Source organism: Streptomyces pseudoechinosporeus, assembly GCF_054783935.1.
Genome location: NZ_BAAGPS010000023.1, coordinates 38,497 through 60,838, shown reverse-complemented (window position 1 = coordinate 60,838; position 22,342 = coordinate 38,497). Strand labels below are relative to the sequence as shown.

19 protein-coding genes and 2 pseudogenes are annotated in these 22,342 nt (G+C 68.7%); 10 read left to right on the top strand and 11 right to left on the bottom strand.

Annotated features, from left to right (window positions below):
- Positions 1-38 precede the first annotated feature (38 nt).
- Positions 39-323, bottom strand: a complete 285-nt coding sequence (locus tag ACYVO6_RS23700; RefSeq protein WP_461064245.1) for a hypothetical protein — start codon at positions 321-323, stop codon at positions 39-41.
- A 214-nt stretch (positions 324-537) separates the two neighbouring features.
- Between ACYVO6_RS23700 and ACYVO6_RS23695 the strand changes: the two genes are divergently transcribed.
- The 3 genes and pseudogenes from ACYVO6_RS23695 to ACYVO6_RS23685 all read left to right on the top strand — a co-directional run bounded on the left by ACYVO6_RS23695 (position 538) and on the right by ACYVO6_RS23685 (position 3,488).
- The gene (locus ACYVO6_RS23695; RefSeq protein WP_461064243.1) at positions 538-1,686 is read left to right on the top strand and encodes an ATP-binding protein; all 1,149 of its coding nucleotides are present in this window, start codon (positions 538-540) and stop codon (positions 1,684-1,686) included.
- Between the two features lie 118 nt (positions 1,687-1,804).
- Positions 1,805-2,125 (top strand): annotated as a pseudogene (locus ACYVO6_RS23690) (CocE/NonD family hydrolase C-terminal non-catalytic domain-containing protein); the annotation flags it as partial.
- A 130-nt stretch (positions 2,126-2,255) separates the two neighbouring features.
- Positions 2,256-3,488: a trypsin-like serine peptidase gene (locus ACYVO6_RS23685; protein WP_461064241.1), complete on the top strand. Its 1,233-nt coding sequence runs from the start codon at positions 2,256-2,258 to the stop codon at positions 3,486-3,488.
- An 88-nt stretch (positions 3,489-3,576) separates the two neighbouring features.
- Here ACYVO6_RS23685 and hflX read toward each other — a convergent pair whose 3' ends face one another.
- The 6 genes and pseudogenes from hflX to miaA all read right to left on the bottom strand — a co-directional run bounded on the left by hflX (position 3,577) and on the right by miaA (position 11,738).
- A complete protein-coding gene (hflX, locus tag ACYVO6_RS23680) occupies positions 3,577-5,070 on the bottom strand; it encodes a GTPase HflX (RefSeq protein WP_461064239.1) in 1,494 nt (497 codons plus the stop codon).
- 208 nt (positions 5,071-5,278) lie between these two features.
- A pseudogene (locus tag ACYVO6_RS23675) lies at positions 5,279-6,824 on the bottom strand (M1 family metallopeptidase).
- A 90-nt stretch (positions 6,825-6,914) separates the two neighbouring features.
- Positions 6,915-9,071 carry a RelA/SpoT family protein gene (locus tag ACYVO6_RS23670; protein ID WP_461064237.1) on the bottom strand — a complete coding sequence of 719 codons (2,157 nt, stop codon included), beginning with the start codon at positions 9,069-9,071 and terminating at the stop codon, positions 6,915-6,917.
- Positions 9,072-9,239: 168 nt separating this feature from the next.
- Positions 9,240-10,109 carry a diaminopimelate epimerase gene (gene dapF, locus ACYVO6_RS23665; protein ID WP_461064235.1) on the bottom strand — a complete coding sequence of 290 codons (870 nt, stop codon included), beginning with the start codon at positions 10,107-10,109 and terminating at the stop codon, positions 9,240-9,242.
- 84 nt (positions 10,110-10,193) lie between these two features.
- The gene (locus tag ACYVO6_RS23660) at positions 10,194-10,691 is read right to left on the bottom strand and encodes a hypothetical protein (protein ID WP_461064858.1); all 498 of its coding nucleotides are present in this window, start codon (positions 10,689-10,691) and stop codon (positions 10,194-10,196) included.
- 108 nt (positions 10,692-10,799) lie between these two features.
- The gene (gene miaA / locus ACYVO6_RS23655) at positions 10,800-11,738 is read right to left on the bottom strand and encodes a tRNA (adenosine(37)-N6)-dimethylallyltransferase MiaA (RefSeq protein WP_461064234.1); all 939 of its coding nucleotides are present in this window, start codon (positions 11,736-11,738) and stop codon (positions 10,800-10,802) included.
- Between the two features lie 290 nt (positions 11,739-12,028).
- On the opposite strand from miaA, the gene ACYVO6_RS23650 reads away from it, so the two are divergent.
- Together ACYVO6_RS23650 and ACYVO6_RS23645 are read left to right on the top strand one after the other, a co-directional pair.
- Positions 12,029-12,220, top strand: coding sequence for a gliding motility protein (locus ACYVO6_RS23650; RefSeq protein ID WP_461064233.1), 192 nt, complete (start codon positions 12,029-12,031; stop codon positions 12,218-12,220).
- Between the two features lie 24 nt (positions 12,221-12,244).
- Positions 12,245-12,520, top strand: a complete 276-nt coding sequence (locus ACYVO6_RS23645) for an antitoxin (RefSeq protein WP_461064232.1) — start codon at positions 12,245-12,247, stop codon at positions 12,518-12,520.
- Between the two features lie 272 nt (positions 12,521-12,792).
- Here ACYVO6_RS23645 and ACYVO6_RS23640 read toward each other — a convergent pair whose 3' ends face one another.
- Positions 12,793-13,536 (bottom strand): class III extradiol dioxygenase subunit B-like domain-containing protein, encoded by a 744-nt coding sequence (locus ACYVO6_RS23640; RefSeq protein ID WP_461064231.1) that lies wholly within the window; start codon positions 13,534-13,536, stop codon positions 12,793-12,795.
- 208 nt (positions 13,537-13,744) lie between these two features.
- Complete coding sequence (gene miaB / locus ACYVO6_RS23635; protein WP_461064230.1) at positions 13,745-15,232, bottom strand: tRNA (N6-isopentenyl adenosine(37)-C2)-methylthiotransferase MiaB; 1,488 nt, start codon at positions 15,230-15,232, stop codon at positions 13,745-13,747.
- Between the two features lie 136 nt (positions 15,233-15,368).
- Between miaB and ACYVO6_RS23630 the strand changes: the two genes are divergently transcribed.
- Positions 15,369-16,364 carry a TAXI family TRAP transporter solute-binding subunit gene (locus ACYVO6_RS23630; RefSeq protein WP_461064229.1) on the top strand — a complete coding sequence of 332 codons (996 nt, stop codon included), beginning with the start codon at positions 15,369-15,371 and terminating at the stop codon, positions 16,362-16,364.
- Positions 16,365-16,463: 99 nt separating this feature from the next.
- Here the strand turns inward: ACYVO6_RS23630 and ACYVO6_RS23625 are convergent, their stop codons facing one another.
- Together ACYVO6_RS23625 and ACYVO6_RS23620 are read right to left on the bottom strand one after the other, a co-directional pair.
- Positions 16,464-17,897 carry a sensor histidine kinase gene (locus tag ACYVO6_RS23625; protein WP_461064228.1) on the bottom strand — a complete coding sequence of 478 codons (1,434 nt, stop codon included), beginning with the start codon at positions 17,895-17,897 and terminating at the stop codon, positions 16,464-16,466.
- A 9-nt stretch (positions 17,898-17,906) separates the two neighbouring features.
- Entirely contained in the window at positions 17,907-18,593 is a 687-nt protein-coding gene (locus ACYVO6_RS23620) for a response regulator transcription factor (RefSeq protein WP_461064226.1), read from the bottom strand.
- A gap of 282 nt (positions 18,594-18,875) precedes the next feature.
- Here ACYVO6_RS23620 and ACYVO6_RS23615 point away from each other — a divergent pair, with 282 nt between their 5' ends.
- The 4 genes from ACYVO6_RS23615 (at position 18,876) to ACYVO6_RS23600 (ending at position 22,229) form a co-directional block, all read left to right on the top strand.
- A complete protein-coding gene (locus ACYVO6_RS23615; protein WP_461064224.1) occupies positions 18,876-19,652 on the top strand; it encodes an amino acid ABC transporter ATP-binding protein in 777 nt (258 codons plus the stop codon).
- Between the two features lie 56 nt (positions 19,653-19,708).
- Entirely contained in the window at positions 19,709-20,557 is an 849-nt protein-coding gene (locus ACYVO6_RS23610) for a glutamate ABC transporter substrate-binding protein (RefSeq protein ID WP_461064222.1), read from the top strand.
- A 95-nt stretch (positions 20,558-20,652) separates the two neighbouring features.
- The gene (locus ACYVO6_RS23605; protein ID WP_461064220.1) at positions 20,653-21,318 is read left to right on the top strand and encodes an amino acid ABC transporter permease; all 666 of its coding nucleotides are present in this window, start codon (positions 20,653-20,655) and stop codon (positions 21,316-21,318) included.
- Positions 21,315-22,229, top strand: coding sequence for an amino acid ABC transporter permease (locus tag ACYVO6_RS23600; protein ID WP_461064218.1), 915 nt, complete (start codon positions 21,315-21,317; stop codon positions 22,227-22,229). The genes ACYVO6_RS23605 and ACYVO6_RS23600 overlap by 4 nt, the downstream gene beginning before the upstream one ends.
- Positions 22,230-22,342: the final 113 nt, after the last annotated feature.

Here is a 22,342-nt window from a genome sequence, read left to right as displayed (position 1 = left end):
TCGGTCGGTTTCCGGACAGAAACCAGACATGGCGGAGATCAGAGCCCGCTGAAACACGGGACGTGATGCGTCAGACCCAGCGAACTGTCGGGGACGACGCACTCGGGCAGCCGAGCCAGTAGCCGAAGCCCCGCCGGGTGTGGATCAAGGCGGATTCCTCCTGGTCCGCCTTGCTTCGCAGCCGCGACCTGATAGCCCGCCGACTTCAGCGCGCTGGTGAAGGCTTCGGACACGCCAGGCACCTCGGCGCCGACGACCAGGACGTGCCGACCTCTGCGGGACGCGGGCGAGGGTTTCTCACGGATGCCAGGTGGCGTGGTCATGGATCTACCGTACGAGCGCTTGCCTAAGTCAAGCAAGAGCTTTCTGGAAATTGCTTGACTCAAGTAAAGTGCGGCAGCAGCTGCGCCCTCTACTGGTCGGGGTGGGCCGACTGGCCGTAGGTGTACGGGAGTTGGTCGAAGCGAAGGTGCGTTGCCAACTGTGTTGCCTGCTCAGGGCTTGCCGTCAATCGACAGGTTTCCTTAGCGTTGGCGTGTGAGCAGCACCAGGCGGGGCCCGGGAAACCTGCCGGCGGCCTTCACGACGTTCGTGGGCAGACGGCAGGACATCGCCGAGATCCGCCGCCTCGGCGCGGCGAGGCTGCTGACGCTGACCGGAGTGGGCGGGGTGGGCAAGACGCGGCTGGCGCTGGAGGTAGCGGCGGCCGTGCGGAAGGGCTTCGCCGACGGGGTGTGGCTGGTGGATCTCGCCCCGGTGCAGAACCCGGCGACGGTGCCGGGGATCGCCGCCACCGCTCTCGGCGTGCCCGATCTGTCGGCCAGGCCCGTGGTCGAGCAGCTCACGGGGTTCCTGGCCACGCGCCAGTGCCTGATCGTGCTGGACAACTGCGAGCATCTGGTCGACGCCTGCGCCGAGTTGGTCGACACGCTGCTGTCGGCCTCCCCCGGCCTGCGCATCCTCACCACAAGCAGGCAGACCCTCGGCATCGTCGGGGAGCACGTCTTCACCGTCGCGCCGCTGTCCGTGCCGGACGAAGCGGTGGAGCTGCTGCGGGACCGGGCCGCGGCCTGCCGTCCGGAGTTCGAGGTCACCGACGCCAACCGGGCCGCCGTCACCCGCCTGGACGGGTTGCCGCTGGCGATCGAGCTGGCCGCCTCCCGGCTGCGTACCCTCTCCGTCGACCACCTCGGCTTTGGTTACGGCAACCACGCCTGCGCCGGCCAGGGCCTCACCCACCTCGAAACGCACACTGTCCTCAAGGCCCTGGCCGCCCGCGTACGACGGATCGAACTGACCGGCGAACCGGTCCGCGCCCTGAACAACATCACCCGCGGCTTCCAGAGCGTCTCTGATCAGCTCAGGTATCCCGTGCGAGACGTGGCGTCCGGCACGGGGGTTTCCCACCGTGGAGGGGTGGCGTGGGCATGGAGGTGGAACCCCGCGCCCAGGACTGCTCCGCGTGGCCGGTGTCGGCCGCTGGTGGGTGTGCTGATCGTCGTCACGCCCTGGTGCCGGTGGGCTGCGCGGGGCAGCCGCCTCCGGTCCGTGATGGGGGTCCCCGCGCTCGACGGCAGCCTCCGGCTCACCGACATCCCCCCTCCCGCCCACAGTGCTGTCATCCGATCAACGACACCCCCACGGAAAAGGTCACGCAATCGACCCTCGCACCCCCATACGACATAGCCACCGAACACACGACGCCATCGGACGACGAATCACTACGGATACCTAAGGAAGTAGGCGAGCCTGCCCGTACGCATCCACTGAGCCGCGTACGCCCTCAAGGCGACCGGGGCGGTCGGCGCCGAGATCTGTACGGCTGTGGCCCACGGCGTACCGCTTCAAGCGCGGCCGCCGCATCCGCGTCCAGGTCTCCAGCGGCGACTTCCCCGTGGCAGGCCGGCGCCAAGGCATGACCGCGAGGGTTCCACCACGTACCAACAGGGCGGACCCGCAGTCCCCATGTCCGCCTGACACGCCACTTGTTGACATCAACGGGAGCCGACAGGGTCAGACGCGAGCCGAGGTCAAAGCGCCAGATCGCCGGAGGATCGCCAGATCAGACGGCCCCGTAGCAAAACCGTTGCCGTTCCATCGGAAGTCCCCCACAGCGACGGCATAGTCTTTGGTGCCGTTCAGCGATCCCAGTTGAACGGCCGAACTGGTCCCGTCCAGGCAAGTCCGGGGCGGCAGTTCCGTACGAAGCTGCATATGGCAGCCAGCGTTCTCTTACGTCCAGGGGGAGTTACACCATGCGATCCATACGCCCGCTCTTCGCCGCCCGTCGAGGGAGGAGCACGCGCCGCGGGCCCTCCCCCGTGCTGGCGGCGGTCGGACTGGCCACCGCACTGGCCCTGACGGCCACCGCCTGTGACTCGGGCGACGACACGAACGCGGGCGGCGACGCGTCCGCCCCCGCGGCCACCGGCGGCGACGAGAAGATTCAGATCCCGGACGACATCCAGGACAGGCTCAAGGAGCACGGGATCGACCTGGACCAGTGGAAGGGCGGCGCCTGGAAGAACTGGGACAAGGACGACTGGCTGCGCGAGGCCGGCGATTTCGTCAACCCGATCATCGAGGACCTGTGGAACCCGGACCGTATGCGCGAGGCCGAGGACCCGGACCAGGGCAAGGGCGTCGACGAGAGCGACCTCGCCGGTGACCAGGGCGTCACCGACCCGGAGCCGGCACCCGTGGACGCGCAGCCCGTGCAGGCGGCGTACCACGACAACGCCCCCGAGGCGGGCAAGGTGTTCTTCGACTCCCCCGAGGGCACGATGGTCTGCTCGGCGACCGTCGTCGAGGACCCGGCCAACCCGGGCAAGTCCAACCTCGTGTGGACCGCGGGCCACTGCGTACACGCCGGCAAGGCGGGCGGCTGGTACCGCAACATCGCCTTCGTGCCCTCGTACAACAACGACGCCAAGTCGGCGGCGGAACTCACGAACGCCACCAAGGAGGAGGTCGCTCCGTACGGCGTCTGGTGGGGTGACTGGGCGCAGACCTCGGACCAGTGGATCGAGCAGGGCGGTGCGACGGGCGGCCAGGGCGCCTCGTACGACTTCGCCGTCATTCATGTGACGCCGGAGGAGGGCAGTGGCGGCAAGTCCCTGGAGGAGACGGTCGGTTCGGCCCTTCCGGTGGACTTCGACGCTCCTGCCGTGTCCGAGGTCGGCAGCATCACGGCGACGGGTTACCCGGCCGCGAAGCCGTTCGACGGCGAGACGATGCACCAGTGCGAGGATGAGCCGGGCCGGCTCTCACTCGCCAAGTCCGACCCGACGATGTACCGCATCGGCTGCACCATGACCGGCGGTTCGTCCGGCGGCGGCTGGGTGGCGACAGGCTCCGACGGCAAGCCCGCGCTGGTGTCCAACACCTCGATCGGCCCGGTGACCGCGGGCTGGCTGGCGGGCCCGCACCTGGGCACGGAGGCCAAGGGGATCTACGACGCGGTGAGCGAGAAGTTCGCGGGGCAGTGACCGCACGCTGACGCGTGAAGGCCCGCCCCCTCTCGCAGGGGGCGGGCCTTCATCATGTGACACTCTCCGGATCGGAGGAGCTCCGCGTTCAGACGGCGGGCGCCGGAACGTACGGCGCCAGCTCAGCCGCCAGTTCCTCGTGCACCCGTACCTTCAGCAGTGTGCCCTCCGGGGTGTGCTCCTCGGAGATCACCTCGCCGTCGGTGTAGGCCCGGGCGACGAGTCGGCCGTGTGTGTAAGGCACGAGCGCCTCCAACTCGACCGCGGGGTGCGGCAGTTCGACGTCGATCAGCGCGAGCAGCTCGTCGATGCCCTGGCCCGTACGGGCCGAGACCGCGATGGAGCGCTTCTCGATCCGCAGCAGCCGCTGGAGCACCAGCGGATCGGCCGCGTCCGCCTTGTTGATCACCACGATCTCGGGTACGTCCGTCGCGCCCACGTCACGGATGACCTCGCGCACGGCGGCCAGCTGCTCCTCCGGCGCCGGATGGGCGCCGTCGACCACGTGCAGGATCAGGTCGGAGTCGCCGACCTCCTCCATCGTGGAGCGGAACGCCTCGACGAGGTGGTGCGGCAGGTGTCGTACGAATCCGACGGTGTCCGCCAGCGTGTAGAGCCGCCCGCTGGGTGTCTCGGCCCGGCGCACGGTCGGGTCGAGGGTCGCGAACAGCGCGTTCTCGACCAGGACGCCCGCGCCCGTCAGCCGGTTCAGCAGCGAGGACTTGCCCGCGTTGGTGTAGCCGGCGATGGCGACCGAGGGCACCTTCTTGCGACGGCGCTCCCGGCGCTGGATGTCGCGGCCGGCCTTCATGCCCGCGATCTCCCGGCGCATCTTCGCCATCTTCTCGCGGATACGGCGCCGGTCCGTCTCGATCTTGGTCTCACCGGGACCACGGGTGGCGAGGCCGCCGCCCTTGCCGCCACCCATCTGACGGGACAACGACTGACCCCAGCCTCGCAGCCGCGGCAGCATGTACTGCATCTGCGCGAGCGCGACCTGTGCCTTGCCCTCTCGGGACTTGGCGTGCTGGGCGAAGATGTCGAGGATCAGGGCGGTCCGGTCGATCACCTTGACCTTGACGACGTCTTCGAGGTGGATCAGCTGGCCCGGCGAGAGCTCACCGTCGCAGATGACGGTGTCCGCGCCGGTCTCGAGCACGATGTCACGCAGCTCGTTGGCCTTGCCGGAGCCGATGTACGTGGCCGGGTCCGCCTTGTCGCGGCGCTGGATCACGCCGTCGAGCACCAGAGCGCCCGCGGTCTCCGCGAGTGCGGCCAGCTCCGCGAGGGAGTTGTCCGCGTCGGCCGCGGTCCCCGAGGTCCACACCCCGACGAGCACGACTCGCTCAAGGCGCAGCTGTCGGTACTCGACCTCGGTGATGTCCTCGAGCTCGGTGGAGAGGCCCGCGACTCGGCGCAGTGCCGCGCGGTCGGAGCGGTCGAACTGGTCGCCGTCCCACTCGCCGTCGATCGCATGGCTCCAGGCGACGTCCTCTTCCATCAGGGCATCGGCCCGAAGGCGTTCGGGGCTGTTCTGCACGAGGCTCTGCTTGTCCTGGGAAGGGGAAGAAGAGGAGGTCATTGGGTCCTTACGTCGATGGGGATCTATGGGGCGACGAACTGCGGTCCGTCACTGGATACAACGTGTGGGGCCGCCGGGAGATTCCCGGCTCTGGAGTCCGTCCGGCGGATCGTGCCGGAGACCCGGGGTGCCGCGTCGTCGACCTGATGATGGTTGCACGGCACGCCCGTCTCGTCATCTGGGTTATCGACGGCTCTCGGTTTCTGAGTCATCGGCGGCTCTCGATCTGAGGTGTCGAGGGCTGTCGCGCATGCTTCGCGCCCTTCTCGGCGGGCGCGACGCTGCGCCAGTCCGGGTGTCCCGGCATGGGCGGGGTCTTCTTGCCGTACAGCCAGGCCTTGAAGAACGCGCTCAGATCGCGCCCCACGACGGCCGAGGCAAGGCGCTCGAAGTCCGCGGTCGTCGCGGTGCCGTCACGGTGGAGCCTCACCCAGGTCCGCCCCAGCCGCTCGAAGGCAGGGCGGCCGATCTCCTGGCGCAGCGCGTACAGGACCAGGGCGCTGCCGCCGTAGAGGTTCGGCCTGAGGAGGCTGATCCTCCGGCCGGGCTCGGGTGCCTTGGGCGCCGCCGGTGCGCCTCCGGCGGCCCGCCAGGCGTCGGACGCCCCGTAGGCCTCACGCATCCGTGTCTCGATGGGCTTGTCCGCCGTCTCCTCCGCGTACAGGTCCTCGTACCAGGTGGCGTGTCCTTCGCTCAGCCACAGGTCGGACCAGGTGCGCGGGGTGACGCTGTTGCCGAACCACTGGTGCGCCAGCTCATGCACCATGATCGACTCGACGTACCACTTCGAGAACTCAGGACGCGCGAAGAGCTCTCTCTCGAAGAGAGAGCGTTTGTGTCTCGAGTGCGAAGCCGGTCCGCGCCTCGGCGATCAGCAGCCCGTACGTCTCGAAGGGGTAGCGGCCGACCTTCCGCTCCATCCAGGCGATCCGCCCGGGCGTCTTCTTGAGCCAGGGCTCCAGCTTCTTGCGGCCCTTGGAGGGCACCACATCGCGTACGGGAAGACCGCCCCGCCCGTTCCTGTGCGCCACGGAGGAGCGGCCGATGGACACCTGGGTGAGTTCGGTGGCCATGGGGTGCTCGGTCCGGTACGCCCAGGTGGTGGCCCTCGCATGGCGGACCGCGCCCTGCGGCAGTCCGTTCGCCACGGCCGTGTAGCCGTCGGGCGCGGTGACACGGATCGTGAAGAGCGCCTTGTCGGAAGGGTGGTCGTTGCCCGGGAAGACCCGGTGCGCGGCGTCGATCTGGTTGGCCACGGCGAGCCCGTCCTCGGTCCGCACCCAGCCGCTCTCCACGTCCTTCCCGGGCGTCGGGTCGCTGTCGTGGCCCACAGTGATCCGCATCCGGCTGCCGGGCGCCAGCCGCTTCGCGGGCGTGACCACCAGGTCCTCCCCCGCGCCGCGGAACTCCGCGGGCACGCCGTTGGCCTCGACGGATCACACTGTTCCGTGCGAGTAGTCAAGATTGACCTGCTCCAGCCAGTCTGTCGCCCGGGCGTCGATCGTGGTGATGGCCGACAGCGGCTCGCTGTTGTTTCCGGAATAGGTGAAGGCGAGGTCGTACGCCATGACGTCGTACCCGGGGTTGCCCAGGTGCGGGAAGAGGCGGTCGCCGATGCCGAGCGGCACCGCCGGCGCGGGGCCGCTCGCGGCGATGAGGCAGAGGGAGGAGGAGGCGAGCAGCGCCCCACGGAGCGGCCTGTGGGCCTTCGGGCGCGGAGCCGGGGTCCTGGAAGTCCTGGAGGTGAGCGGCATGGACCACGGCTATCAGCGCCCGTCCGGTGTGCGGTGACGACTCGAGCCGCGCACACTCGAACGGGTGGCCGATGGCCTGCTGATGGCCTGCTACGGAGTCGTCGCCTGGTGCTGGGCCCGGCCCACGTCGTACACACCCGGCACGTTGCGCATCGCCCGCATCAGCGCGGGAAGGTGTGCGGCGTCCGGGAGTTGGAGCGTGTAAGTGTGGCGTACGCGCTGCTGGCTGGGGGGTTCGACAGTCGCCGAGACGATGGCGACACCCTCCAGGGCGATGGCTTCGGTCAGATCGGCAAGCAGATGCGGCCGCCCGAAGGACTCGGCGACCAACGTGACACGGCACTCCGTGGTGTCCCCCCAGCGCACGTCGACCTCTTTGCGCCCCGCCTCCTTCATACGCGCCACCACGGCACACTCCACGCGATGCACCGTCACCACTCCCCCGCGCACGACGAAACCGGTGACCGCGTCGGGCGGTACGGGCGTACAGCAGCCCGCGAGCCGTACGGTCGCACCGGGCTCGTCCACGACGGCGTTCGCGCCGGAGGGCGGCGCGGCAGAGCTGTCGACGGCTGGCCTGAGGGGCGCGGCGGAGATCTCCGCGTCCGGTGTGGCGTCGGGCGAGGGGTGCGTGGCGAGCCAGCGCTGGATGGCGATGCGCGCGGCGGGCGTACGCGCATGCTCCAGCCACTCCCTGGAGGGCTCCGAGGACGCGTCCTGACCCATGAGCAGTTGCACGGTGTCGCCGTCCCGCAGGACCGTACTCAGCGTCGCCAGGCGGCCGTTGACGCGCGCGCCCATGCAGGCGTGCGCGTCCTCGCCGTACTGCGCATACGCGGCGTCCACACAGCTCGCGCCCGCGGGCAGCCCGATCGTGCCGCCGTCGGGGCGCAAAACGGTGATCTCCCGGTCCTGGGCGAGGTCTTCGCGGAGGGTGGACCAGAAGGTGTCGGGGTCCGGCGCGGCCTCCTGCCAGTCGAGGAGGCGGGAGAGCCAGCCGGGGCGGGTGGGGTCGACGCGCTCGCCGTCACTGCCCGCTTGCTCCTCCGTAGGAGGAGCGTAGGGATTGCCGAGTGCGATGACGCCGGCCTCGGCGACCTTGTGCATCTGGTGCGTACGGATGAGGACTTCGGCGACCTGGCCGGCCATGGGGGTGCCCCCGGGCGAGTCCGTTCGAGCCTGGGGGAGGGCGACGGCCGTGTGCAGCGACTGGTACAGGTTGAACTTGGGGACGGCGATGAAGTCCTTGAACTCCGAGACCACCGGCGTGAGACAGGTGTGCAGTTCGCCGAGCACTCCGTAGCAGTCGGCGTCCTCGTTCACGAGCACCAGAAGGCGTCCGAAGTCGACGCCGCGCAGTCGGCCGCGCTTGCGGGAGGTGCGGTGCAGGGAGACCAAGTGCCGTGGCCGGATGAGGACTTCGGCCTGCAGCCCGGCCTCGCGCAGGATTTTGCGCACCTCTTCCGCGATCTCCGCGAGGGGATCGTCGGCGCGCGCCGCGTTGTCGACGATGAGCCCCCTGGTGCGCTCGGACTCCTCGGGGTGCAGGATCGCGAAGACGAGGTCCTCGAGCTCGGTCTTGAGCGCCTGGACGCCGAGCCGTTCGGCGAGCGGGATCAGCACGTCCCTGGTCACCTTGGCGATGCGGGCCTGCTTCTCGGGGCGCATGACGCCCAGGGTGCGCATGTTGTGCAGCCGGTCGGCGAGTTTGATCGACATCACGCGTACGTCGTTGCCAGTGGCGACGAGCATCTTGCGGAACGTCTCCGGCTCGGCGGCCGCTCCGTAGTCGACCTTCTCCAACTTCGTGACGCCGTCGACGAGGAAGCGGACTTCCTCGCCGAACTCCTCCCGCACCTGATCGAGCGTCACTTCCGTGTCCTCGACGGTGTCGTGGAGCAGGGAAGCCGTCAATGTCGTGGTTTCCGCGCCGAGTTCGGCGAGGATCAGGGTCACGGCGAGTGGGTGCGTGATGTAGGGCTCGCCGCTCTTGCGCATCTGGCCGCGGTGCGAGGACTCGGCGAGGACGTACGCCCGGCGCAGTGGCTCCAGGTCGGCGTCGGGGTGGTGGGCGCGATGGGCCTCGACCACATGGCTGATCGCGTCGGGCAACCGGTCGCGGCCCGCGGACCCCAGGAGGGCGGCCCGGCCGAGGCGGCGCAGATCGATGCGCGGGCGGCTCCTCCTGCGATGCGCTTCGGGCGCGATCGGGCCGGGCGTCGCGGGGTTCGTGGCCTCCGCACTCATGGGCACCTCCGGCTGCTGGACCGACGGACGGGGCACCCCATGGCGTACACGGCTCTGGGGATGATGTCGTTCCCCCGTCCGGGCCGGTGCTTGATGCTACCGAGCCCAGCACGCTCGGCTGACCGCCTCACGCCGAGCGTGAAACGGATCACCCATTCGAGCGATGGTTCAGAGGTTTACGGCTTCGAGCCACTCTGCGTCGATCTCGCCCTCGGCGACGATCACCGCGGGTCCGGTCATCTCGATCTCGCCATCGGGCCGCTCGGTGATCACCAGGCGTCCGCCGGGCACATCGACGGTGTACGTGGCCGGGGTGCGGGTCACGGCGGGATCGGCGCCGTCCCGTCTCGCCGCCGCCACTGCGACGGCACACGCGCCCGTGCCGCACGAGCGGGTCTCGCTGGCGCCGCGCTCGTGCACGCGCAGAGCGACGTGCTGGGGGCCGCGGTCGACGACGAACTCGACGTTCACCCCGTCCGGGTACGCGGATGCCGGGCTGAACGGCGGGGGTGCGAGCAGGTCTCCGGCGTGGTCGAGGTCGTCCACGAAGGCGACCGCGTGCGGATTGCCCATGTTCACGTTGCGCGCGGGCCAGCTGCGCTCACCGACGCTCACGGTGATGTCCCCTTCGGGGAGGAGCGCCTTGCCCATGCCGACGGTGATGTCGCCCTCCTTGGCGATGTGCACCCTCTTCACGCCCCCACGCGTGGCGACCGCGATGTCCCCTTCGGTCACCTGTCCGGCACGCTGGAGGTAGCGCGCGAACACCCGCACTCCGTTGCCGCACATCTCCGCGATCGAGCCGTCGCCGTTGCGGTAGTCCATGAACCAGTCCGCCTCGGCGGCCATCTCCTTGGCCTCGGGGTGCGCGGCGGACCGTACGACATGCAGCAGACCGTCTCCGCCGATGCCCGCGCGGCGGTCGCAGAGGGCGGCGACGGCGGCTGGGGGCAGGTCGATGGCGTTCTCGGGGTCAGGGACGATCACGAAGTCGTTCTCGGTCCCGTGTCCCTTGAGGAAGGCGATCCGCGTGCTCATTCCTCGATCGTACGGGGTGGGTACGACACCGCGACCCGGGCGGGGCGGGGCCTCAGAGCTCCGAGCAGAATGGGCGCCCGGCTCTCAGCGCAGGCGGGCCACCCGCCACACGGCCAGGACGACGACGAGGGCGACGATCACGGCGTACGCGATCACGACCCGCCAGTCCGGTCGGCGGCCGGAGCCACGCTGCGGCAAGCCGGGCCAGGTGTAGCCGACGCGGCGGGCGGCCATCATGCTCCAGCCCGCGGCGCAGGAGGAGATCAGCAGGCCGAGCATGGCGATCATGGCCCCGCTGTCGCCGAAGTCGAACGCCAGCGGGAAGGCGAACATCAGGGAGCCGAGCGCAGCCAGGCCCACGATGGGCGCGAGCTGCCAGATCCGCAGTCGGCGCTGCGGACGCAGCTCAACCTCGACCTCGGGCTCCGCGAACATCTCGTCGGGCCCGGGTCCGTCGGCGGTCACGCCGCCCGGGGTTTCGTCGGGCCCGTCGGGGCTCAGTCGGTCCCCGTCCGGATCCTGCTGATCCCTTACGGTGTCGTGCTCCGTGCCTTGTGCGGTGTCGCGAGGGCCGGCCTCCATCGCCACGCGCCCTCCCAACTCGGACTCCACTTGGTCGATCGAAGCTCGATGATGGCACGGTGTCAGAGGCCGGGATGGCGGGCGGAGCGTCCCGATGCCATGACGTGATCAGGCTGTAACCGGTCGTTCGACCAATGTCAGAGCGTGCCGGGGAAGTTCCGTGAGATCCGCCGCGGCCCCACTGAGCCAATGCACCCGCGGATCGCGCCTGAACCAGGAATCCTGACGGCGCGCGAAGCGCTTGGTGGCGCGTACGGTCTCGGCCCGCGCCTCGTCGTCGGTGCACTCTCCGGACAGCGACGCCAGAACCTGCTGGTAGCCGAGCGCCCGCGATGCCGTGCGCCCCTCACGCAAGCCTCGCGCCTCCAGCGCGCGTACCTCATCGACCAGCCCTTCGTCCCACATCCGGTCCACCCGGCGGGTGATGCGGTCGTCGAGTTCGGGGCGCGCCACGTCGACGCCGATCTGCACGGTGTCGTAGATGGAGTCGTGGCCGGGCAGGTTGGCGGTGAAGGGCTTGCCGGTGATCTCGATGACTTCGAGGGCGCGGACGATCCGTCGTCCGTTGCTGGGCAGAATCGCATGGGCCGCCTCGGGATCGGCGGCGGCCAGCCGGGCGTGCAGGGCACCCGAGCCGCGCAGAGTCAGCTCCTCCTCCAGGCGGGCCCGCACTTCGGGATCCGTACCGGGAAACTCCAGGTTGTCGACGGCCCCCCGGACATACAGGCCGGAGCCGCCCACGAGGATCGGCCAGCGCCCGTCGGCAAGGAGGGCGTCGATACGTGTGCGCGCGAGCCGCTGGTACTCGGCCACGCTCGCGGTCACCGTCACGTCCCAGATGTCCAGGAGGTGGTGCGGGATGCCTCGACGCTCCTCGGGCGTCAGCTTGGCGGTGCCGATATCCATCCCCCGGTAGAGCTGCATGGAATCGGCGTTGACGATCTCGCCGCCGAGTTGCTGGGCCAGCTGAACTCCCAGATCGGACTTTCCGGCCGCAGTGGGACCGACGACGGCGATGACCCGCGGGGCGGGAGCTGCACTACTCACCGCAACAGTCTCGCAAACCTCAGGGCCTCTCCTCGAACGAGTTACGTGACGCCACGGATCCGGGGTCGTTGCCTGTTGCGAGGTTCCGGCCGCCGGTTTTGAGGACCGGCGACCCGGGCGACGCAATGGGACGCACCGGGCGGCACGGAATTTCGCCCACACGAGTAGGGTATGGAGACGATATGGGCGTTTTTGCACGGCTTCTTCGGAAAGATAAGCCTAAGTCCAAGGGATCGGAGGAGGCGTCAACCGCTGAACCGCAGGCCGACACCCAGACGGCCGAACCCGACGTGAAGGCTGACACGGAGGAAGCGGCGGAAGCGGCGGAGGAAGCTGAGGAGTCGGCCGAGACCGAGTCCGGGGCCGCGGAGAAGTCGGCGGAGTCCACCGAGACCGAGGCGTCGGACGGCGTCGAGATCCCCAAGCAGCAGTCCGCCGAGGAGGCAGCCGACAACGAGGCCGACGAGAGCGCCCGCAAGTAACTGTCCCGCGAGGGAAGGTGCACCATGGGTCTCCTCGAGAGTCTGAAAACCAAACTCACGCCCGCCAAGGGAAAGGTCTCGCACCTCGCGCAGCAGCACGGGGGCAAGATCGAACACGGTCTCGACAAGGCCGCGAAGCTGGCCGACAAGAAGACCAAGGGCAAGTACAGCGACAAGATCCAGACGGGCACCGGCAAGGCCAAGGGTGCCCTGGACCGGCTCGCGCACAAGGAGGGTGACGTGAGGGAGGGCGGCGCGACGCCTCCACCATCCGCACCGCCACCGCCCTCGGCATCCTGAAAGACGGCACTTCGGCGGACGGCCAGGGAGCACTTGGGGCTCCGGGCCGTCCGCCGTGTTGTCGGCCGACGCCCGGCAAGCGACACAGGAAGCCGCACGTGGAGCGAGCCCACCGGGAGAGCCCAGGGTGGCACTCCGCGCGTTCGCCGGCCCCGACGCGCCGAGATCAGCGCCGTCCCGGGGCTCAGCGCCGGGCTCGGCTCCGGCCCGGACGCCCTCGACCTACGCCGGCCGTAGCCGCGCCCGCTACGGCCGCGCCCGTCACCTCGCGCCTACGACCAGGCCGCCACCAAGTACCCCACGCCATAAGGCGCGTCCTCGTACAGCAGGGCGCCGCTGAGCCCCGCGCCCTCGGCCGCGCCCGCCAGCACCTGCCAGGGCGCCCGGCCGGAGGCCATCAACTCGTGAGCCAGCTCGGCGTCCAGCGCCTTGAGTGCCGTCACATCCACCGCTGCCAGCGCACGCGCGACCTCCGCGTCGAACCCCGCCGCCCGCTCGTCCAGATACCCCGGCGCCTTGAGCGACCGGCACGCGCTGGCGTCGCCCATCACCAGCAGTGCCACCCTCGCGGCCCGCGCGACGATTTCCCTTCCACTCTGAATACACCGCTCGACCGCGAGAGGTTCCCCCACACCGAAACCTTCCACGGGAGCGTGGGACCAGTCCGTTCGTCGCAGCAGCCAGGCGGCGACGGCGAGCGAGGTCGGAAGCTCACGCTCCGGCACGGCCGAATCCGGCCTGCTTCCGCCCGGACCGACACCGGGGTCAATGCCCAGACGCACCTCGATGTCCACGCCGAATCCGCGGAACGAACCCCGCGCGCCCTCCGGATACGGCCCCTGCCCGCTCCGCTCGGCAGGGCCGACGACCACGAGCCGGTCGGGGTGGGCAGCGGCCAGTACTCCCAGGGCGTCCGCGCATGCCGCGCGCGCGGTGTCCAGCTCGGGCGCCGCGCCCGCGGCGGCCTCGGGTACGAGCAGCGGCGGGCAGGGGCAGACAGCGGCGGCGACCAGCATGATCGCAGCTTACTGCCGCGGTTCCCCGCCGGAGTTCCAGACCAGCTCGGCGGCCCGGAGCACCCTCTCGTGCGTGAACACAGCGCCCTGGACGTACATGTAGTAGGCGTCACCGCCGAGGTAGCGACAGATGCGCCTGCGCCGCTCGCGCCGTCCCGACTCGTACGTGCGGGCGGTCTCCGCGAGCCTGCGCCCGCCTGGGCCTCTATCAGTGTGCGGAGCAGCCCTCCGTTGGGGCCGGCAGCGGCGCAGGGACTCCCACGGCCGGCAGCCCGAGCATCACGCCCGCGGGCTTCGCGGTCTCGGTCGCGTTGCGCTTCTCCCAGGCATCCCCCGCGCGCGTGCGGCGCACATCGAGGACGGCGCCCTCGGCGAGCAGGTGGTGCGGGGCGGCGTAGGTGATCTCCACGGTGACCACGTCGCCGGGGCGGACCTCGGCATCGGGCTTGGTGAAGTGCACCAGGCGGTTGTCGGGGGCGCGGCCGGAGAGGCGGTGCGTGGCGCCGTCCTTGCGGCCCTCGCCCTCGGCGACCATCAGCTCCAGGGTGCGACCGACCTGCTTCTTGTTCTCCTCCCAGGAGATCTCCTCCTGGAGGGCGACAAGACGCTCGTACCGCGCCTGCACAACCTTCTTGGGGATCTGGTTCTCCATGGTGGCCGCCGGGGTCCCAGGGCGCTTGGAGTACTGGAACGTAAACGCTTGCGCGAAGCGCGCCTCACGGACCACGTGCAGAGTCTGCTCGAAGTCCTCCTCGGTCTCTCCGGGGAAGCCCACGATGATGTCCGTGGTGATCGCGGCGTGCGGGATCGCGGCCCGGACCTTCTCGATGATCCCGAGGTACCGCTCCTGCCGGTACGAGCGGCGCATCGCCTTCAGGACGGGGTCGGAGCCGGACTGCAGCGGCATGTGGAGCTGCGGCATCACGTTCGGCGTCTCGGCCATCGCGGCGATCACGTCGTCCGTGAAGTCGCGCGGATGCGGCGAGGTGAAGCGGACGCGCTCCAGGCCCTCGATCTTCCCGCAGGCCCGCAGCAGCTTGCTGAAGGCCTCACGGTCGCCGATGTCGGAGCCGTAAGCGTTTACGTTCTGCCCGAGCAGCGTGATCTCGCTGACGCCTTCGCCGACCAGCGCCTCGATCTCGGCGAGGATGTCGCCGGTCCTGCGGTCCTTCTCCTTGCCCCGCAGCGCCGGGACGATGCAGAACGTGCAGGTGTTGTTGCATCCGACGGAGATGGAGACCCACGCGGCGTACGCGCTCTCGCGGCGGGTCGGCAGCGTCGACGGGAACGCCTCGAGCGACTCGGCGATCTCGACCTGCGCCTCTTCCTGTACGCGGGCGCGCTCCAGAAGGACGGGCAGCTTGCCGATGTTGTGCGTCCCGAAGACGACGTCCACCCAGGGCGCCTTCTTCACGATGGTGTCGCGGTCCTTCTGCGCGAGACAGCCGCCGACAGCGATCTGCATCCCGGGCCGCTTCGACTTCATCGGCGCGAGGCGGCCGAGATTGCCGTACAGGCGGTTGTCGGCGTTCTCCCGCACGGCGCACGTGTTGAAGACGACGACATCCGCGTCCCCGTCCGCCCCCTCGGGCGCACGTACATAGCCGGCGTCCTCCAGCAGCCCGGAGAGCCGCTCGGAGTCGTGGACGTTCATCTGGCACCCGTAGGTGCGCACCTCGTAAGTCTTCGCGCTCATCTCGTACACCAGAGTACGGGGTCCCTACGCGCGCGTGGCCGGGTATTCCGGGCCGTACGGTCCCCACGCGCACGAGCGGGTGCCTTGCGCGTCCGGCCCTGGTCATCCTCGTCGGTGAGCTGGCAGGATCGCGCGCATGTTCCAGGAACTCTCCCGTATCGGCAGACGTCGGGCCCTGCAGGGTTCGGCCGCCGCCTTTGTGGCCTTCGGGCTGCTGTTGTGGTGGCTGCTGCCCCTGGGCGAGAGCTCGCCGGGCGGGACGGTGGTCTTCAGCACGGGGACGCGTACCGGGGTCTACGAGCTGTACGGGAAGCTGCTGCGAAAAGAGCTCGCGAAGGACATGCCGGGTCTGGACGTGCAGCTGCGGAACAGCGAGGGGTCGCAGGAGAACCTGGAGTGGGTGGCTACCGGGAAGGTCGACTACACGATCGCGCAGGCCGACGCGGTGGAGCAGTACAAGCTTGACGGCGAGCCGGGCGCAGACCTGCTGCGCGGCTGCGCGCGGCTGTACGACGACTACGTGCACGTCGTCGTCCCGCGCGCCTCCTCCGTGGATTCCATCGCGGAGCTGCGGGGCAAGAAAGTGGCCGTCGGACCGGCCGGTTCCGGGGTGCGGCTGATCGCGGAGCATGTGCTCAAGGCGGCCGGCCTCGACCCGGAGAAGGACATCGAGCCACTGTCCGACGGCATACGAACGATGCCGGAGCTGCTCCGGGAGGGCAAGATCGATGCCTTCTTCTGGTCCGGGGGGCTCCCGACGTCTGCCGTGGCCGACCTCTCGACCAGCCTCGACATCAGGCTGGTCGAGATCGGTGAAGAACTCGTCGAGAAGCTGCACCAGCAGCGCGGGGCGTCCCGCTACTACCGGGCCGCCGTCATGCCCGCAGACGCCTATCCCAAGGCCCAGGACTCCCCAGTGCAGACGATTGCGGTGACCAACCTGCTCGTGACGCGCGTCGGCACCGATGCCGAGCTGACAGAGCGGCTGACCCAGACGGTGATCGACAGCCGCGACCGCATCGGTGGCAAGGTGCACGCGGCACAGCGCGTGGACCTCCGCACGGCGATCTACACCGACCCCCTGGATCTGCACGAGGGCGCGCGGCGCTACTACCGCTCGGTCAAGCCGTAGCAGACACCAAGCAGGCGCTGAAGGGGCCCGTACAAACGGTGTGGTGAGGGGCAGCCCGGGAGGGACCGCCGAAGCTCCCCGCAAGCCGTGGCGGCCCGCTCAAGCCGCAGGCCCCGAGCGCGGCACGGTCACCGTCACCCTCAGACCGTGCGGCTCGTGGCGGTCGTACGCGATCGAGCCGCCGCCGGCCGCGAGCAACGTCCGGGAGATGGACAGCCCGAGACCCGACCCCTTGATGTTCTGGTGGCCGGCGCTGCGCCAGAAGCGGTCGCCGATGCGGGCGAGTTCCTCATCGCTGAGGCCCGGCCCGCGGTCGGTGACGACGATGGTCGAGACCTTGCCGTCGGAAGCCACCTCGACCTCGACGCACTCACCCTCGGGTGTGAACTTCAACGCGTTGTCGATCACCGCGTCCAGGGCGCTGGAGAGGGCGATCGGGTCGGCCCAGGCGGTCGTGGCGGGGCAGGCCCCGACGAGTCGTACGCCCTTGTCGTCGGCCACCGGCGACCAGGACGCCACGCGCTCGGCGGTCAGCTCGCCGATGTCGGTGAGCCGCAGGTCCGCCTCGGTGTGCTCAGCGAGGGCGAGGTCGAGGAGGTCGTCCAGGACCTGGGCGAGGCGCTTGCCCTCGGTGCGGACAGAGGCGATCTCCTCGTTGCCCTCGGGGAGTTCCAGGGCGAGCAGTTCGATGCGCAGCAACAGGGCGGACAGGGGGTTGCGCAGCTGGTGCGAGGCGTCGGCGACGAAGGCGCGCTGCTGTTCCAGTACGTCCTCGACGTTGTCGGCCATCTCGTTGAACGACCGGGCCAGGCGCCTGAGTTCAGGGGGACCGCCGGCGGCCGCGACCCGGGACTTCAGGCGCCCGGTCGCGATGTCGTGGGTGGTGGCGTCGAGGACGCGTACGGGCCTCAGCACCCAGCCGGTCAGGCGCAGCGCGGCACCGAGCGCGAGGAGCATCGCGGCGGCCTCGCCCGCGCCGATGATCAGCCAGCCGTACAGGATTCTTGAGCGCATCTGCCCGGTGGGCGAGTCGGTGACCACGACCGCCACGACGTCGCCGTCCCGGATGACAGGAGACGCGACGACGAGACGGTTGCGTTGCCACGGCCAGACCTGCGCGGGCTCGTGGCTGCGGCGGCTCGCGAGCGCCTCGTTGAACGAGTCGAGGACCTCACCTTCCTCCGGGTCGAGGACCTCACCCTCCTCCGGGAGGTTCCAGTTCGTGGGTGCGTGAGCCATCGGTCCTCGGCCGCGATAGAAGACGCCGACCTTGATGCCGTACACCTTGTGGTACTTGACGAGTTCCTTCTGCAGGGTCTTACCGCGCTCGCCCGGGGGGGCTACCGGTGAGCCGCTCGGGCTGTCGATGTCGACGAACTGCGCGAGCGACGCGAAGTGTGCCGTGTCGTCGATCCTGTCGACGACCACCCTCTGCTGCTGGGCCGCCGCCAGGCTCACGGCGAGCGGGATACCGAGGGCGAGCAGGACGGCCGCCATCAGGATGATGAGCAGCGGAAGGAGACGTGAGTGCACCTGAGCCCGCTACGCCACAGGGGCGACGAGCCGATAGCCGACGCCGCGCACGGTCTCGATCAGGGCGGGCATGCGCAGCTTGGAGCGCAGGGAGGCGACATGCACTTCCAGGGTGCGGCCGGTCCCTTCCCAGCTGGTGCGCCACACCTCGCTGATGATCTGCTCCCGCCGGAACACCACTCCGGGGCGCTGGGCGAGGAGCGCGAGAAGGTCGAACTCCTTGCGGGTCAGTTGGACAATCGAACCGTCCACGCTGACCTGACGGGTGGGCAGTTCGATACGTACGGGACCCAGGTGCAGGGAGGTCTCTCCGGGTGCAGCCGCTTCGTCGGGAACGGTGCGTCGGCTGACGGCGTGGATACGAGCGAGCAGTTCACCGGTGTCGTAAGGCTTCACTACGTAGTCATCGGCGCCTAGGTTGAGTCCGTGGATCCGAGAACGTACGTCGGAGCGCGCGGTCACCATGATGACCGGGGTACTGGTGCGCTTACGGATCTTGCCGCACACCTCGTAGCCGTCCTGGTCGGGCAACCCCAGGTCGAGCAGCACCACTCCGAAGCCCGCACCCTCCGGAACAAGCGCCTGGAGCGCCTCCTCGCCGCTGCGGGCGTGCGTGACGTCGAAGCCATGGCGCGCGAGGACCGCGGACAGAGCGGCGGCGACATGGTTGTCGTCCTCGACGAGGAGCAGTCGCATTCCGGCCCCCTTCGGTTCATCGGCCATACAGTCTCGGCGCGTAGAGATGGGCACGCACGCGTGCACCATGGAAGTCACGCCGATGCACAAGTACGGCGTCAAGAGGGTTCGGGTCGCGGCGGGCTTCCGTTACCCAGCCGGTACGGACCGGAGGCGACCGTTCACGAAGAGTGTCCGGTTGCTATCAGATCGTTATGCTCAATTTCCCCTCAGATGTAATGACGCTGGTCGTAAGGCGTTACTACTGTCCTCCGCAACCGAGGAGGACGGAGCAAGAGGCCGATGACCGAAGTATCGGTGACCAAGGACGCCGTACCCACGGCTGATGATCTGGTCGTGCTGAAGAACGTCAACAAGCACTTCGGCGCGTTGCACGTGCTCCAGGACATCGACCTGACCATCGCTCGTGGTGAAGTCGTCGTGGTCATCGGACCCTCCGGGTCCGGAAAGTCCACCCTGTGTCGCGCCATCAACCGCCTGGAGACCATCGAGTCGGGAACCATCTCGATCGACGGAAAGCCGCTGCCCGCAGAGGGCAAGGAGCTCGCGCGACTGCGCGCCGACGTCGGCATGGTCTTCCAGTCCTTCAATCTGTTCGCGCACAAGACGGTGCTCGAGAACGTGACGCTGGGCCAGCTCAAGGTCCGCAAGGCGGACAAGAAGGCCGCCGAGGTGAAGGCGCGGGCGCTGCTCGACCGGGTGGGCGTCACCGCCCAGGCGGACAAGTACCCCGCACAGCTCTCGGGCGGTCAGCAGCAGCGTGTCGCGATCGCGCGGGCGCTGGCGATGGACCCCAAGGTCATGCTCTTCGACGAGCCGACCTCGGCCCTCGACCCGGAGATGATCAACGAGGTCCTGGAGGTCATGCAGCAGCTCGCCCGCGACGGTATGACCATGATCGTCGTCACGCACGAGATGGGCTTCGCTCGTTCGGCTGCCAACCGTGTCGTTTTCATGGCGGACGGCAAGATCGTCGAAGAGGCTGTGCCGGACCAGTTCTTCAGCAACCCGCGCAGTGACCGTGCCAAGGACTTCCTGTCGAAGATCCTGCACCACTGACGACCCGCGCCACCCGCAACGACGGCATTCTCCTCACCACTCAAAGGATGTTCACCATGAAGTTTCGCAAGGTCACCGCCGCGGCGGCCACTGCGCTCGTCCTCTCCCTTACCGCGACGGCCTGTGGTGGAGACGGCGACAGCGACAGCGCCGACACGGGGTCGGGGTCCGGGGGCGGCGACAAGATCACGATCGGCGTCAAGATCGACCAGCCCGGCATCGGCCAGAAGACCGCGGACGGCACGTACGAGGGCTTCGACATCGACGTAGCGACATACGTCGCCAAGGAACTCGGTTACACCGAGGACCAGATCGAGTGGAAGGAAGCGAAGAGCGCCGACCGCGAGACCATGCTCGATCGCGGTGACGTCGACTTCATCGCCGCCTCGTACTCGATCACCCCCGAGCGCGACCAGAAGGTGGACTTCGCCGGTCCCTACCTTCTCGCGCACCAGGACTTGCTCATCCGCGCCGATGACAACATCACCAAGGGCGAGGACCTGAACGGCAAGAAGCTCTGCTCCGTCACCGGGTCCACCTCGGCGCAGAACGTCACGGAGGAGATCGCTCCCCAGGCCCAATTGCAGGAGTATGGCGGCTACTCCGAGTGCCTGACCGGTCTGGAAAACGAGGCCGTCGACGCGCTCACCACAGACGACTCGATCCTCGCCGGTTACGCCGCCCAGGAGCAGTTCAAGGGCAAGTTCAAGCTGGCCGGTCTGAAGCTGAGCAACGAGAACTACGGCATCGGCGTCAAGGAGGGCAGCGACCTCAAGGCCAAGATCAACACTGCCCTGGAGAAGATGGTCGAGGACGGCTCCTGGGAGGAGTCTGTCAAGGCGAACTTCGGCCCGGCCAACTACAAGAACGAGCCGGCCCCCAAGATCGGCCAGATCGTCGAGTGACACCGCTGACTCAACGTCAGCAGGCAGCATAGGCGCGCCGCCGCCCACAGCAGCGGCGCGCCGTCTCGTCCAGACACGCGGAAGCGCGGGAAATCGTGTTCGACTTTCTTGAAGGCTACGACCTGCTTGGGGCGTTCTGGGTAACGGTGCAACTCACCGTCTACTCCGCCATCGGCTCACTGATCTGGGGAACACTGCTGGCCGCCATGCGGGTCAGCCCCGTGCCTCTCATGCGTGGCTTCGGCACGGCGTACGTGAACGTAGTGCGGAACATCCCCCTGACCGTCATCATCGTCTTCACCTCGTTGGGACTGTTCTCGACGCTGAGAATCCAACTCGGCGCGGAGGAGTTCACGACGATCAACTTCCGGCTCGCGGTACTCGGGCTGGTCGCCTACACATCCGCCTTCGTCTGCGAGGCGGTGCGCTCCGGTATCAACACTGTGCCCGTCGGCCAGGCCGAGGCGGCACGCGCCATCGGGCTGAGCTTCACCCAGGTCCTCGGGCTCATCGTGCTGCCGCAGGCCTTCCGTTCGGTGGTCGGACCGCTGACCAACGTACTGATCGCGCTCACCAAGAACACGACCGTGGCGGCAGCGATCGGGGTGGCGGAAGCCGCCTACCTGATGAAGCGAATGATCGAGAACGAGGCCGAGCTCCTGCTGATCTCTGCCATCTTCGCGTTCGGATTCGTCTGCCTCACCCTCCCGACGGGCCTGATCCTCGGCTGGGTGAGCAAGAAGGTGGCGGTGAAGCGATGACCTCCATTCTCTACGACGCCCCTGGCCCCCGCGCCAAGCGCCGGAATATCCTGCTCACCGTGGTCTTCCTGGCCGCTTTCGCGGCCGTGCTGTGGTGGGTCTACCGGACCCTGGACGAGCGGAACCAACTCGACTGGGACAAGTGGAAGCCGTTCTTCACCGACTCCCGTGCCTGGACGACATATATCCTGCCAGGACTCGAGAACACACTCATCGCCGCGTCGCTCGCCTTGGTCATCGCGCTTCCGCTCGGTGCGCTCTTCGGCATCTCCCGGCTCTCGGACCACTGGTGGGTCCGTCTGCCCTCCGGCGGCGTCGTGGAGTTCTTCCGCGCCATTCCGGTTCTGATCCTGATGCTGTTCGCCAACGAGCTCTACACACAGTTCGAAGGCATCAGCTCGGACGACCGGCCCCTGTATGCCGTGGTCACGGGCCTTGTCCTCTACAACGCCTCGGTGCTCGCCGAGATCGTACGGGCCGGCATCCTGTCCCTCCCGAAAGGGCAGGGCGAAGCCGCCATGGCCATCGGAATGCGCAAGGGCCAGATCATGCGGAGCGTGCTTCTGCCGCAGTCGGTCACCGCGATGCTCCCAGCCATCGTCAGTCAGCTCGTGGTCATCGTGAAGGACACCGCGCTGGGCGGCGCGCTGCTCACGTTCTCCGAACTGCTCGCGTCTGTCCGCCCGATGAGTTCCTTCTACGGGGCGAACACCATCGCCTCCTTCACCATCGTCGCGCTGATCTTCGTTGCTCTGAACTTCGCGCTCACCACCTTCGCGAGCTGGCTGGAGAGAAGGCTGCGCCGCGCCAAGAAGTCCACTGGCGCAGTACTCGGAGCCGACGCGGTCGCCGAACTCAGTGCTCCCGGCGAGCACGTTGACGTGACCCACGAGGTCGAGAAGGGCCCGTGAACGGCGCGCTTGCACCGAAGAACTGACGAGATGTGAAATCCCGGAGGCAGTGGCATGATCGCCACTGCCTCCGTCACTTGACGCAAGCACCACGAATAGGTTGCATACGTTCT

Coding starts and splice junctions, on each gene's coding strand:
- ACYVO6_RS23700 (WP_461064245.1), bottom strand. CDS start 323: ATGACCACGCCACCTGGCATCCGTGAGAAACCCTCGCCCGCGTCCCGC.
- ACYVO6_RS23685 (WP_461064241.1), top strand. CDS start 2,256: ATGCGATCCATACGCCCGCTCTTCGCCGCCCGTCGAGGGAGGAGCACG.
- hflX (WP_461064239.1), bottom strand. CDS start 5,070: ATGACCTCCTCTTCTTCCCCTTCCCAGGACAAGCAGAGCCTCGTGCAG.
- ACYVO6_RS23670 (WP_461064237.1), bottom strand. CDS start 9,071: ATGAGTGCGGAGGCCACGAACCCCGCGACGCCCGGCCCGATCGCGCCC.
- dapF (WP_461064235.1), bottom strand. CDS start 10,109: ATGAGCACGCGGATCGCCTTCCTCAAGGGACACGGGACCGAGAACGAC.
- ACYVO6_RS23660 (WP_461064858.1), bottom strand. CDS start 10,691: ATGGAGGCCGGCCCTCGCGACACCGCACAAGGCACGGAGCACGACACC.
- ACYVO6_RS23645 (WP_461064232.1), top strand. CDS start 12,245: ATGGGTCTCCTCGAGAGTCTGAAAACCAAACTCACGCCCGCCAAGGGA.
- ACYVO6_RS23640 (WP_461064231.1), bottom strand. CDS start 13,536: ATGCTGGTCGCCGCCGCTGTCTGCCCCTGCCCGCCGCTGCTCGTACCC.
- miaB (WP_461064230.1), bottom strand. CDS start 15,232: ATGAGCGCGAAGACTTACGAGGTGCGCACCTACGGGTGCCAGATGAAC.
- ACYVO6_RS23630 (WP_461064229.1), top strand. CDS start 15,369: ATGTTCCAGGAACTCTCCCGTATCGGCAGACGTCGGGCCCTGCAGGGT.
- ACYVO6_RS23620 (WP_461064226.1), bottom strand. CDS start 18,593: ATGCGACTGCTCCTCGTCGAGGACGACAACCATGTCGCCGCCGCTCTG.
- ACYVO6_RS23615 (WP_461064224.1), top strand. CDS start 18,876: ATGACCGAAGTATCGGTGACCAAGGACGCCGTACCCACGGCTGATGAT.
- ACYVO6_RS23610 (WP_461064222.1), top strand. CDS start 19,709: ATGAAGTTTCGCAAGGTCACCGCCGCGGCGGCCACTGCGCTCGTCCTC.
- ACYVO6_RS23600 (WP_461064218.1), top strand. CDS start 21,315: ATGACCTCCATTCTCTACGACGCCCCTGGCCCCCGCGCCAAGCGCCGG.